The sequence below is a fragment of the Pseudoalteromonas sp. S2755 genome (assembly GCF_005886535.1).
GTDB lineage: Bacteria > Pseudomonadota > Gammaproteobacteria > Enterobacterales > Alteromonadaceae > Pseudoalteromonas.
In genome coordinates, this window is the sequence record NZ_PNDS01000076.1 from 21,791 (window position 1) to 35,034 (window position 13,244).

Annotated in this window: 12 protein-coding genes; 9 read left to right on the forward strand and 3 right to left on the reverse strand. The window is 43.2% G+C overall.

Going from position 1 to position 13,244, the window contains the following annotated elements; genetic code table 11:
• Positions 1-29 precede the first annotated feature (29 nt).
• From argC to CWC03_RS13585, 7 genes are all read left to right on the forward strand, one after another.
• Positions 30-1,040 (forward strand): N-acetyl-gamma-glutamyl-phosphate reductase, encoded by a 1,011-nt coding sequence (gene argC, locus CWC03_RS13555; protein WP_171040258.1) that lies wholly within the window; start codon positions 30-32, stop codon positions 1,038-1,040.
• Entirely contained in the window at positions 1,037-1,816 is a 780-nt protein-coding gene (gene argB / locus CWC03_RS13560) for an acetylglutamate kinase (RefSeq protein WP_138582349.1), read from the forward strand. Before argC ends, argB begins: the two co-directional genes overlap by 4 nt.
• A gap of 9 nt (positions 1,817-1,825) precedes the next feature.
• Complete coding sequence (locus CWC03_RS13565) at positions 1,826-2,746, forward strand: ornithine carbamoyltransferase (RefSeq protein WP_138582350.1); 921 nt, start codon at positions 1,826-1,828, stop codon at positions 2,744-2,746.
• An 11-nt stretch (positions 2,747-2,757) separates the two neighbouring features.
• Positions 2,758-3,969: an argininosuccinate synthase gene (locus CWC03_RS13570; RefSeq protein WP_010374248.1), complete on the forward strand. Its 1,212-nt coding sequence runs from the start codon at positions 2,758-2,760 to the stop codon at positions 3,967-3,969.
• 14 nt (positions 3,970-3,983) lie between these two features.
• Entirely contained in the window at positions 3,984-5,849 is a 1,866-nt protein-coding gene (gene argH / locus CWC03_RS13575) for an argininosuccinate lyase (RefSeq protein ID WP_138582351.1), read from the forward strand.
• A gap of 402 nt (positions 5,850-6,251) precedes the next feature.
• Positions 6,252-6,701, forward strand: coding sequence for a hypothetical protein (locus CWC03_RS13580; protein WP_249314043.1), 450 nt, complete (start codon positions 6,252-6,254; stop codon positions 6,699-6,701).
• A 10-nt stretch (positions 6,702-6,711) separates the two neighbouring features.
• Complete coding sequence (locus CWC03_RS13585; protein WP_138582353.1) at positions 6,712-7,251, forward strand: zinc metallopeptidase; 540 nt, start codon at positions 6,712-6,714, stop codon at positions 7,249-7,251.
• Here CWC03_RS13585 and CWC03_RS13590 read toward each other — a convergent pair.
• From CWC03_RS13590 to coaD, 3 genes are all read right to left on the reverse strand, one after another.
• Positions 7,248-8,198, reverse strand: a complete 951-nt coding sequence (locus CWC03_RS13590; protein ID WP_138582354.1) for an IS30 family transposase — start codon at positions 8,196-8,198, stop codon at positions 7,248-7,250. The genes CWC03_RS13585 and CWC03_RS13590 overlap by 4 nt on opposite strands.
• Before the next feature lie 158 nt (positions 8,199-8,356).
• Complete coding sequence (locus CWC03_RS13600; protein WP_138582355.1) at positions 8,357-9,715, reverse strand: capsule assembly Wzi family protein; 1,359 nt, start codon at positions 9,713-9,715, stop codon at positions 8,357-8,359.
• A complete protein-coding gene (coaD, locus tag CWC03_RS13605; protein ID WP_138582356.1) occupies positions 9,712-10,194 on the reverse strand; it encodes a pantetheine-phosphate adenylyltransferase in 483 nt (160 codons plus the stop codon). The genes CWC03_RS13600 and coaD overlap by 4 nt, the downstream gene beginning before the upstream one ends.
• A gap of 185 nt (positions 10,195-10,379) precedes the next feature.
• Between coaD and CWC03_RS13610 the strand changes: the two genes are divergently transcribed.
• Entirely contained in the window at positions 10,380-11,036 is a 657-nt protein-coding gene (locus CWC03_RS13610; protein ID WP_138582357.1) for a TetR/AcrR family transcriptional regulator, read from the forward strand.
• Positions 11,037-11,254: 218 nt separating this feature from the next.
• The gene (thiI, locus tag CWC03_RS13615) at positions 11,255-12,712 is read left to right on the forward strand and encodes a tRNA uracil 4-sulfurtransferase ThiI (RefSeq protein ID WP_138582358.1); all 1,458 of its coding nucleotides are present in this window, start codon (positions 11,255-11,257) and stop codon (positions 12,710-12,712) included.
• The last annotated feature ends 532 nt before the right edge of the window (positions 12,713-13,244 follow it).

The window sequence follows — 13,244 nt, forward strand, 5'->3', positions numbered from 1 at the left end:
CAAACTTTTTTAATCTTGAGAACACTATGTTGAAAGTATCTATAATCGGAGCGAGCGGCTACAGTGGCGCTGAGCTTGCTAAGCTGGTTGCCAAGCATCCTGCTTTCACTCTTGCGCATTGCTTTGTATCTGAGCAAAGCTTAGACAAACACAAATTCATCAGTGATTTATATCCAGAATATTCGGGCTTGCTCGATATTGAGCTGCAACCCTTAAATGAGCAAGCTTTTTCGTTGATAGAGCAATCATCGGATTACGTGTGCTTATGCACGGATCACAAGGTTAGTGTGGAGCTTGCACCGGTATTTTTACAGATGGGCAAACGGGTTTTTGACCTATCTGGAGGTTACCGTTTATCTAGCAATGAAGACTACGAAAATTACTACGGTTTTTCTCACCCACATCAAGACTGGTTAGCGCAAGCGCAATACGGGCTAGCTGAATGGTACGGCGATGCTATTAAAACGGCAAAGTTAGTGGCGGTCGCGGGCTGCTATCCGACTGCGGCACTCAATGCACTCAAGCCATTACAACAAGCTGATTTGATAACAGAGCAACCAGTTATCATCAATGCTGTTTCTGGTGTGACTGGCGCGGGTAGAAAAGCGAATGTCGCCACACACTTTTGCGAAGTATCACTCACACCATACGGCTTGTTTACACACAGACATAGTCCAGAAATAGAAAAATACCTTGAACACCCAGTGTTGTTTACACCGCATTTAGGGAATTTTAAGCGTGGTATTTTAGAAACGATCTACATCACTCTGAAAGAAAATGTCACACCAAATCAAGTTGATGCCGCTTACCAAGTACTTGCCGATGAACCGCTGATCAGACTAAAGGGGAGTCAACTTCCATCAATCAAAGCTGTTGAAAATCAGCCTTTTGTTGATATTGGTTGGCAGCAAAAGGGCAATCAACTGATCGTGGTTGTCGCGATTGATAATTTGCTTAAAGGGGCTGCAGGCCAAGCATTACAGTGTATGAACTTGGCAGCGGGACTTGAGCATTATCAAGGTTTAGGAGTATCAGCATGAGCAAACAAACTTGGGTGATAAAGCTAGGTGGTGCGGTGTTGAATCAAGTGGGGGCAGCGCAAGCGTTGTTTTCAGCTATCAAGCAAATTCAACTGGATGCACCACACAAGCAGTTTGTGATTGTTCATGGTGGTGGGGCGCTAGTTGATAAGTGGTTGAGTGATGCCGGTTTTGCTACTGCAAAACATCAAGGACTGCGGATCAGTCCGCAAGAGCAAATGCCGTATATTGTTGGTGCACTTGCAGGCTGTGCTAACAAGCAACTGATGGCGGACGCCATAAACGCCACGCTTAAGCCCGTTGGACTGTGCTTATATGATGCAGGATTTAGCACAACTCAAAAACTTAAAGCGCTTGGCCGTGTGGGTAGCTGTGAAGCAAGTGAAGGCGGCATGCTTGAAGCGGTGTTGGAGTTTGACAGGTTGCCTATTGTCAGTTCAGTTGGTATTGGCGCTGACGGCCATTTATACAACGTGAATGCGGATGAAGCCGCGGCTGCTATCGCCAGTAAACTTGGTGCAGAACTTATTTTTATGACAGATGTTGAGGCGGTACTTGATGGCGATAAACAGCCATTAAATCAACTTAACGCAGAACAGATTTCAACGTTAATCGCGCAAAAGGTCATTGTGGGCGGGATGGAGGTCAAAGTTAAGACCAGTCTTCACGCTGCCCAACACTTACGACGAGGGGTGTACATCTCTAGCTGGCAAAAGCCAGAAAACTTAATTGCGTTGCTCAATGGTGAGCACGTAGGTACACAAATTCTGCCGTAGGAAAACATCATGACTAAGCACTTTTTAACTGGTTTGGAATTAGACCAAACTAAAGTTTTGAACTTATTAAAGCTTGCAAAAAATATTAAAAATCAACCGCAAGAATATAACCAAGCCTTAGCTGGCAAGTCGATAGTCACGCTATTTGAAAAGCCGAGCTTAAGAACACGGCTGTCGTTCGATATCGGTATTCATAAACTGGGCGGCCATGCTGTGTATTTAGATCAGCAAAATGGCGCAATGGGGGCGCGTGAATCCGTAAAAGATTTTGCGCTTAATATTTCGACTTGGGGCGATGGCCTTGTGGCTCGCGTAAATCACCATAGCACGCTCGAGACGCTCGCTGAGTTTTCGTCGGTGCCTGTTGTGAATAGCCTATGTGATTTATATCACCCTTGCCAAGCGTTGGCTGATTTTCTCACCTTATTTGAAACCTATGACGATGTCAGCCAGATCAAAATCGCTTACCTCGGTGAAGGCAATAACGTAACACATTCGTTAATGTTGCTTGCGGCAACATTAGGCACTGATTTTGTGGCGGTTTGTCCTAAAGGCCATTCTCCAGATGCACAAATTGTTAAGCAAGCTGAGCAAATTGCAGCGGTAAATGGTGCCTCGGTTCTGGTCAGTGATCGGGTAGAAGCCGCGGCTGGCGCCAATGTGCTCTACGCTGATACTTGGGTTTCGATGGGGAATAAAACGCCACTTGAACAGGTGAAAGACACCTTTATGCCATATCAAATCAACCAACAATTGGTTGAAGCGTGTGGCGCACAAACCATTTTGCATTGCCAGCCAGCACATCGTGAGTTTGAAATTACTTCCGAAGTGATGGACGGGCCAAAGTCAAAGATTATTCAACAAGCTGAAAACCGCATGCATGCCCAAAACGCATTGCTGGTATCGCTGTTAAACAAAGATTACGTTTGAGGTTAAAGAACATGAGCAAGATTAAAAAAGTGGTACTGGCTTACTCTGGTGGATTAGACACATCAGCGATTGTACCATGGTTAAAAGAGAATTACGGTTGTGAAGTTGTCGCCTTTGTTGCCGATGTAGGTCAGGGTGAAGAAGAATTGGTTGGGGTTGAAGAAAAGGCAATCGCATCGGGTGCCTCTGAGTGCTATATCGTCGATTTAAAAGAGGAAATGGTTAGCGACTACATTTATCCAACTCTTAAAACTGGCGCTATCTATGAAGGGACATATTTACTGGGTACTTCAATGGCGCGTCCTATTATCGCCAAAGCACAAGTTGAAATCGCCCGTAAAGTTGGCGCGGATGCACTTTCTCATGGTTGTACTGGCAAGGGGAACGATCAGGTTCGTTTTGAATCTTGCTTCTCAGCGCTTGCGCCTGATCTTAAAGTGATTGCACCATGGCGTGAATGGTCGTTATCAAGTCGTGAATCGCTGCTTGACTATTTGGCTGAGCGTAATATCCCTTGTGCAGCCTCCGCCACCAAAATTTACAGTCGTGATGCCAATGCTTGGCATATTTCCCACGAAGGTGGTGAATTGGAAGATCCATGGAATGAGCCAAGCGATCAGGTTTGGACCATGACTAACTCTCCAGAAGCCGCACCGGATCAGCCTGAATATGTGTCTGTATTAATCGAAAAGGGTGAAATCACCGGTGTTAACGGTGAGCGTTATAGTCCTTATCAGTGTCTAGTTAAGTTAAACGAGATTGCAGCACCGCATGGTGTTGGTCGTGTGGATATCGTTGAAAACCGCCTAGTCGGCATGAAATCTCGTGGCTGTTATGAAACGCCGGGAGGCACTGTGATGATGGCTGCGTTACAAGCGATTGATGAGCTGATCTTAGACAAATCTTGTCGTAAATGGAAAACCGCGCTTAGCGAAGAGTTTGCGCACTTAGTTTATGACGGTCGCTGGTTTACCCCACTGAAAGATTCAATTCTAGCTGCCGCAGAGTCTTTCGCACAGCAGGCAACTGGCGAGGTGGTGCTTAAACTTTATAAAGGCCATGTACATGCAGTGCAAAAGCAATCAATCAATAGCTTGTATAGCGAAGATTTTGCCACATTTGGTGAAGATGACGTATATGACCAATCTCATGCGGAGGGATTCATTCGTCTATTCTCATTATCTAGCCGGATAGCGGCGTTAAACAAGCAAAAGCAGTCTTAAGGTAGGAGAGCGAGATGGCATTATGGGGCGGCCGTTTTTCATCAGGTCCTGATGAGGCATTTAAGCAATTTAATGATTCTCTGCCATTTGATTATCAATTGGCAGAGCAAGATATTGTTGGCTCTATCGCTTGGGCGGGTGCGCTAAAGCAAGTAGATGTATTAACTGAAAGCGAACATCAGCAGATCATTTCAGCGCTGAAACAGCTTTTGGATGAAGTGATTGCTGATCCGCGTAGTGTAGCAACCGCGGGACATGAGGATATTCATTCTTATGTTGAAGCTAAACTTATCGACAAAGTGGGTGACTTAGGTAAAAAGCTGCACACAGGTCGAAGCCGTAACGACCAAGTAGCCACTGATTTTAGACTGTGGAGTCGAAAAACGGCGCAGCAACTGCTTGTGGCACTGAGCTCACTAAAGCAAGCTCTAGTGACACTTGCAGAGCAGGAGCTTGGTACTATTTTACCAGGCTACACCCATTTACAGCGTGCTCAGCCAGTACTCTTTAGTCATTGGTGTATGGCTTACGTTGAGATGATTGAGCGCGATGAGTCGCGCTTAAATGATGCGCTTGAAAGGTTAAATGTGTGTCCACTTGGCTCAGGTGCGCTAGCGGGGACTGCTTATCCTATCGACCGTGAAGTGTTGGCCGTTAACCTTGGCTTTAGAGAGGCCTCTCGTAATAGTTTAGATGCGGTCTCTGATCGTGACTTTGTGGTTGAGCTACTCAGTTGTGCGTCTATTTCTATGATGCATTTATCTCGTTTTGCTGAAGATTTGATCTTTTATAATTCTGGTGAATCTGGATTTATTGATTTGGCCGACAGCGTGACGTCCGGCTCATCCTTGATGCCACAGAAAAAGAACCCTGACGCCTTAGAGTTGATCCGTGGCAAAACAGGCCGAGTTTTTGGGGCCTTTAGCGGCATGATGATGACGCTTAAAGCTTTGCCTTTGGCCTACAACAAAGACATGCAGGAAGACAAAGAAGGCCTATTTGATGCCATGCCAACTTGGCTTGCGTGTATTCATATGGCTGAAGCATGCGTTAAAGGCATTAAGGTTAATGATGATAAAACGTTAGCGGCTGCAAAAGGTGGTCACGCTAATGCGACAGAGCTTGCTGATTATCTTGTGGCTAAGGGAATACCGTTTAGGGAAGGCCATCACATTGTCGGTGAATTAGTGCAGTTAGCAATTAGTAAGGGGCAAAACCTCGAGGATCTGAGCTTAGAAGAATTCCAGCAAGTCAGCGCAATAATTACAGAGGATGTCTACCCGGTACTAGAAATTGACGCTTGTATTGCCGCTCGTAAAGCATTAGGCGGCACCTCATTGCCACAAGTGACCAATGCCATTAAAACGGCAAAAAAAAAGCAAAAAATCCTAGTACGTGATGCCAATTTAGATGATGTTGAAGCCATTGCCGGACTGATCCAATATTGGGCTAAAGTAGGAGAGAACCTACCGCGAGCGAAAAGTGATATGATCCACAGTATCAATGAGTTTGCGGTGACAGAGGTCGATGGCAGGGTGACAGGATGTGCATCTTTGTATATTTACGACACTGGGCTTGCTGAAATCCGCTCTTTGGGTGTAAATCCCGAAAGCGAAATAAAGGGACAAGGGCAACTTTTAGTCGAGCATTTACTGGTGAAAGCCAAAAAATTGGCACTCAATCGTATTATTGTGCTAACTAGAGTGCCTGGCTTCTTTATGAAACAAGGTTTTAACAACTGTACCAAAGATAGCTTGCCTGAAAAAGTGATGAAAGACTGTGAGTTGTGCTTGCGTAAAGATAATTGTGATGAAATTGCGATGGATTTCATTATAAAACAAACATCTAGCTTAAGTATTCCATGTAAATTTGTGGCTTAACACTAAGCTTTTACAGAATTAGAAAGAGCGCTAGCAAGCGCTCTTTTTGTATGTAAATTAACCGGTTAAAATTAATTTAATAAATATTGGCATGTCTCGTGCTTGGTAAATCCCGATAATTTTTAGGTGACTCACTTTTAGAGTTAAGATTAATTTGTAAATATTGAGGGAAATTCAATGCTAAAGATGATTCTAGCGAGAAAAAATCAAGCTAAAACAGCTGGTCAAACAAAGTCGCTTTCTGATAAGGTAATTCAATCTGGAAGTAAACTTGAGATGGTATCTGGCGCACGTGGAAGTGTAATTACTCCGCCTGGGTCTAAAGATCCGCACTAATGATTAATGTTAATTTATGACTTTTTTGGTATGAGTATAGGAGCCCTTGTAATATGGGGCTTCTTGATGGCCACACTGCTGCATCTATTTTTTTATATACTAAAAGTCCAGAAAAATTTACAGCTACTCCTTGCTTCTACTCTGTTATTTATCTCCTACTTTGTAAGCGATTTTATCATTGTTTCTGATAGCTATAACACAGCTATTCACGGCATATTTGCTTTATTTGATCTCTTTACTTTATTAGCTATTTTTCTTGCCACTTATACTTTTTTTAAAGATGAAAAGCTGGAAGTGGGCGTTTTATATACTATGATAGGTTTGGCTATTAATACTGTTATGTTCTTCTTTATGTATATTGATACATATATTTATGAAAATGTAACGCGCTGGCTGTTATGGTATTTGTACTCATATTTAGTGATTTCTATAGACTTTATTATGGTTGCTTCTCTATTAGTCAATAAAGATTGGTTGTTTTTGAGTTTCTTATTAAAAAAAATAAAAAATAACTAGGTTATCAAGCTTGGCCGATTTTTACTATTTATTTCACTTGGCTATGACTGGACTCCACTCTTGGGCTTTGTTACTTGCTGCTTTATTCAATTTAGCTCGTTCTACAAAAAATTCACTTTACAAAGAGTTATGTAAAGTCTCATTTTTCATTTCAGCTTCATATCTACTCACCATTCCTACAATGATGTATTGCGAGGGTAGTGGCTGGTTAGATCCGAAAGCAGAAATATACCGGATTATTTTGTTTGTTATTTTTTTAGCGCTTGATTTTATTTCAATTTTAATTTTTAAATTTTATTTTAATGAATTATTATCAAAACAAGCGGTTGTAGCTAGGTTCTATGTGCTTAGCTTTTTAATTGTTAACTCGTTACTTTTCCTGCTGGTGATAAATGAAGAAATAATAACTAATTACCAACAAGATTCTTTTTATCGTGATTGGGTTTACTGGTTATATTCTGTCGGAATGTCTATAACCGATTGGTTTTTAATTGTCATTTGGCTTATTCCTCGCGAATTCAACTCCGAAGTGCACCACTCGCTAAATTAAGCTGCTTTACGTAATTCATTGAATACAACAGCAGGCTGTTTATATCCTAAACACTTTCTCGGTCTGGCATTTAATGCCCGCTCAATATCAGCAATCTGCTTGTCCGTTACAGTCCGTAAATCTGTACCTTTCTTGATGTACTGGCGCAGCAGCCCGTTGAAATTTTCATTCAGCCCACGCTCCCATGATGAGTATGGATTAGCGAAGTAAATATCTGTTTTCAACTTCTCTGCAACCCGCTCGTGATCACAGAATTCACTTCCATTGTCCGCAGTGATGGTCCGGACTTGGCCGCGATACCGCCACAGCATTCCTATCATTGCTCGGCTAACATCAATAGCACTCTTTGCTGGCACTTTACGGAGCAGATATAGCTTACTTTTACGTTCAACTAGGCTGACAATCGCGCCTGTCCCTTGCTTGCCTAAAACTGTATCAACTTCCCAGTCACCAAATCGCTTTTTCGTATCGACGATGGCTGGCCGATGTTCAATGCCTACGCGATTCGGAATTATGACTCGCTTGGCTCGACTGCCTTTTCGATATTTGCGGTGACCATGGCGCAACTGCTTAAACAGCTTGCCACCACGTAATTTATCACGCTGCACAAAACCGTAAATCCACTCATGGCTAACAGAGTAACCAATCATTTTACCCACGCCTGCGATCTGTTCAGGACTCCATTTTTGACTCAACCCGAACTCTACGAATGTGACAGTCAGCCCTGAAATATTATACTTCGCTGCCTGACATCGGCGCTTCATCGTCTTAGCGTGGGCGATCTCTGGTAGATAATGATTATCCCGAATTCTATTGCGCCGAACTTCGCGGCTTATCGTGCTGTGGCTAACACTCAGTCGCTTTCCAATTTCCCGGTAACTAAAACCCTCGCGTAAGTAGGCCTCTATCTGGTATCTTTGTCCTTCGATCAACTGCTTGTAACTCATGGTAACTACTCTTGTTTTTTGGCGATTACAGAGTACCACCAACAGGCAGTTGATCTCTCCTCACCGATTAACCATGAGTGGTGCACTTATTATCTGAATTCGGGCTAAGGACTTTCTTGGATTATACGCCATAATAAAAGAGCGGCGATGGCCGCTCGTTAAAACTGATATTCCACGCTCAACGTGAGTGCTGCGTGGCTTTCGTCTTTTTCCTGAGACTTATCTTGCCATGCTTTTACGCCAATTTTAGCAAGCGCGCCAAACACACCTTGTTGGTAACCGAGCTCGAGCTGGTTTCGCTCAACGTCTAATGTGTCAAATTCAACTCGCTTCAGTTTGGCATAAGCACCAATGCCATCTGTGCTGAAGTAATCTAACGCGAAAGTGAGGTTTTTAGCGTCCAATCCCGAGCTTGCTCCAAGCCAGAGGTCGCGTTCACGGTAGTTCGCTGAATCCACGGTATTGTCTCTTGGGCAAAGCGCGAGCTTTAGCTCGTCTTTACAATCAATGCTTGTATCTGAATATTCAATAAAGCTCTTGAGACGATAGTCTTTACCACCCCAATAACTTTCAATACCTAGGGTGTACATTGGATTGCTTGGTAATGCACCACTGTCGTTATTGCCTGCAAGCTCACCGTATAAAGCGAGTGGTTGACTTGCTATCCGAGTGGAGTATTTGAAGTCAACGCTGGTGAGGCGTTGCGTTTGCTTTTCGCTTTCAAGGTTTTGTTGTTGATAAACAAAGTCGCTGGATGTTGTACTAAAGCCAAGCTCTAGCCCTTGAATTGGAAAAGCGGCCGCTCTAAACCCCCAAAAATCGCCATCCTTTTTACTGGCTATATTCGGGCGTTGTTTTGCCATAATGGCCGTCACTTGCCAAGGACCAACGAAAGAGAAAAAGCTCGGTCCAATATAGTTATTATTGGCACGACTCAAGCGAACCGCTTTCATTGGGGCTGCGTTGTTTGAAAGCATCAGCGCATTTTCGTTGCTCGGTCCCCACCAGTAACTCAGTCGCTCAGCGCTGAGAGACCAATTACCAAACAACACTGCAAGGTGACTGCCGTGGTGATTAACGTATTTTCCATCTTGGCTTTCATCTGCGTAGTTAACTGCAACTTTAGCGCTAACCGCACTACCTGTAATAACGCCATAAGTACGCAGGCCTGAACGTTCATTTTGACGTTCACCAAAGCCTGTAGAGCGCTCTTCAGCACCATTAAAATGTGCTTTTACGCTACTATATCTTTCTCTTTTTGCTTGTTTTAGCGCATGGCGTAAATGTGCCAATGCAAAGCTTGCGGTTTCAGAGAGGTTTCTGTCATCAATAGCGGCAAGGTCATTAACAATGCCGCTCCACAGCAGGGGATACTGATTAACTGGGCGATTTATCACACCTTCTGCAACCAGTAAATCTATGCTGTGCTTAAGCTCACTTTGCGACACCTCTATCCAAGGTGATGCATGCGCATAAGTACCAACCAATACGGCTAGGGATAATAGGCACTTTTTCATCCGTGTAGTTTTTCCTCTAAAGCTTGGGCAACCAGTGGGTGAACAAATTCACTGACATTACCTCTATGAAGTGCAACTTCTTTTACTAAAGTTGATGAGATAAATGAATTCTTTTCAGATGGCGTTAAAAATACGCTTTCCAAATCGGGATGTAAACGGCGATTCATATTGGCCAGCTGGAACTCATAGTCAAAGTCAGACACCGCTCGAATGCCGCGGATCAGCACGTTGGCGTTTTGCTCTTTCGCTAAATCAACGAGTAATCCTGAAAACCCAATCACCTTTACATTTTTATGTGATTTTAAAATTTCTTCAGCCAAAGCAACACGTTGCTCTAGTGAGAAACAAGGCTGTTTATTTGGGTTATGGGCAATTGCCAAGATCACGGTATCAAACATTTTTGCTGCACGTTTGATTAAGTCTTCATGTCCATTAGTAAGGGGATCAAATGTGCCAGGGTAGAGGGCGATGACTTTCATAAGCGTAACTATGTTGAATTTTTTTGTATGGTAACAAGGTTTTTTTGAAAAAACACTGGTCAGCTTTGTCGGATCTAAGCTTATCTAGAGTTAAAATTAGTGCTATTTTTTCACATTGAGCGCGAAATAACCTAGCAACCCTAGCAATAGCGCGACCACGTTATCAACAAAGATAGAGAATCGTAATGAATACCAAGGAAAAAATAATACGTACCAGCATCGCGTTATTTAATTTGCATGGAGAGCGCGCGATTACGACAAACCATATAGCGTCCAGTTTGGGGATTAGTCCTGGCAATTTGTACTATCATTTTAAAAATAAAGAAGACATCATTCGGCAAATATTCGCCCTTTACAGCGAGCATTTAAATACGCACTTTAAGCCACTGGAGCAGCACAACGAACCGCTTGAGCAGCTCACTCAATATTTAGACTCCTTGTTCGACCTGATGTGGCGTTATCACTTTTTCTACGACAATCTGACAGACATCTTGGCTCGTGATGATGAGTTGAAGAAAAACTACATCGCTTTTCAGTCACGCTTACTCGAGCAAGTAAAGGCAGTAGTAATTGGCCTAAGAGATACAGGCGTGATCACCATTGATGATGACGATGCAAAAGAGCTCGCGCATATGTTGAAAATGACCGTTAGTTTCTGGACTCCCTATGTTAAAGCCAGAAGAATGACAGGCGTCCTTGAGCAACAGGATATATACAATGGCATTGTCAAAGTATTGATGATTTTTAAACCTTACGCGACGTCCATGAGCGCACCGAAAGTGGCACAACTTCAGCAGCATTATCAAGCACTAGCAGAGGCGAGCTTACCGAGTATTGCTTAGCCTTAAATAATTAAGCGAACCTTTTGCTTTGATGAACACGGGCAAAAGGCTTCGTAGAGCACAAAGGGAAAAGGTTTGTTTATTTCCTAATCGGCTCTGAGTTTGATATACTCGCGCGCCCGAACTGTCCTCGGTCAGTGTGCGCCACGATAAAGTCCGCTTAGGTCAAATCAGTGCGTCATCGCAACCGATAATCGATCTGTAGTAGAGTGACTTTTATGCTTAAATTTATCGTCAAATTACATCCCGAAATTGCTATTAAGAGCAAATCCGTCCGTAAGCGTTTTACCAAAGTATTAGAGAAAAACATTAAAATGCTGTTGGTTCGCGTTGACGAAAACGTAAAAGTTAAAAATAACTGGGACAATATCTCAGTGACGAGCGAGCTAAGTGATGAGAAAACCCGTCTTGGCCTCATCGACCACCTTAAACGCACGCCAGGTATTGTGCAGTTTATTGAGGTACAAGAAACACAGTTCGATACGCTTGATGATATCTACCAACAAACGATTGCTTTGGTTGAGCCATTGATCAAGGGCAAAACGTTTTGCGTGCGTGTAAAGCGCCAAGGTAAGCATGAGTTTACTTCAAGCGACATAGAGCGTTATGTTGGTGGCGGTTTAAACCAAAATGTAGAAGGTGCCAGCGTAAGACTGAAAAAACCTGATGTGACGGTTAAAATTGAAGTCAAAGACAATAAAGCCTATATCGTTCGTCACCAGCACTTTGGTCTAGGTGGCTTTCCATTACCAACGCAAGAAGATGTGCTGTCTTTGGTCTCTGGCGGGTTCGACTCGGGTGTTGCAACTTATCAAATGATGAGAAAAGGCGCGCGTACGCACTTTTTGTTCTTTAATTTAGGTGGTGCAGCCCACGAAATTGGCGTTAAGCAAGTGAGCTACTACTTGTGGAAACAATTTAGCTCTACTCACAAAGTTAAATTTATCACGATTGACTTTGAGCCAGTTGTTGCTGAAATTCTTGAGAATATCGAAAGCGGACAAATGGGCGTGGTACTAAAACGCATGATGATGCGTGCAGGTGCTGTGGTCGCCGAGCGTTTGGGGATCCCTGCACTGGTAACTGGTGAGAGTATTGGTCAAGTATCAAGCCAAACCTTGGCTAACCTTAACGTGATTGACCGTGTTACAGAGATGCTGATCTTACGACCGCTTATTCAACACGATAAAGAAGAAATCATTCGTATTGCCAGAGCGATTGGCACCAACGAAATGGCAGAAGCAATGCCTGAATATTGTGGTGTGATCTCTCAAAAACCAACGGTAAAAGCACAGCTTCACAAGATATTAGCTGAAGAGGAAAAGTTTGACTTTGATGTGTTGAATACAGTTGTGGCTAACGCGACGGTAAAAGATATTCGTGACATTGAGGCTGAAGCAAAAGAAGAAGTGAAGGAAGCGGAATCGGTAAGTGAATTACCAGACAACGCGGTAGTATTAGATATTCGTTCTCCAGAAGAGGAAGATGCCAACCCTCTTGAACTAGATGGTGCACAAGTGATCCACTTACCTTTCTTTAGATTAGCCACAAAGTTTGGCGACTTACCACAGGACAAAGAATACTACTTGTACTGTTCGAAAGGCGTAATGAGCCAGTTACAAGCGCTTATTCTACATGAAAATGGCTATGCTAACGTCAAGGTGTACCGTCCTTAAAGAAAGCGTGTTAACAAGTTAACAAGCGTTGGGTGAGACTTTAGGGTTTACCCAACGTGCGCTTTTTGTGGGGGAGGTAAGAGGTTGCTTGATTATCCCCCGTTTATTTACTAGGTATTTTGTAGCTGCCCTCCACAGTTAGTATCAAAGCGCATCCATGCGCTCCTCGTTCACTCTTTTGAAACGACGCGATTGAGCGAACCAAGAAAGCGTCGCCCCGACATCATACTGAATCCTAAAACAAAAAAACTGATAGGAAAGCAACCGGCATCCCGCCGACACATTGTATATCGGCTTATGCTTCTTGGGTGTGATGAAAGGGGAATTATACCAGTTGTATTAAGTAAATGATCTATCTTGAAGCGGGGAAATAGCTTTAGTAGCACCGCTCTCGCGTCCTGCTACCGCTAAGGTACCTATATCCATATAGGCAAGGCAAAAATTTTGCTATTTAGTTGTTCTAAATGAGAAATTTTTAACGAAGCTAATATGCTATTTCACCCTTCAAATTGATTAGAGAATTAATTCAATT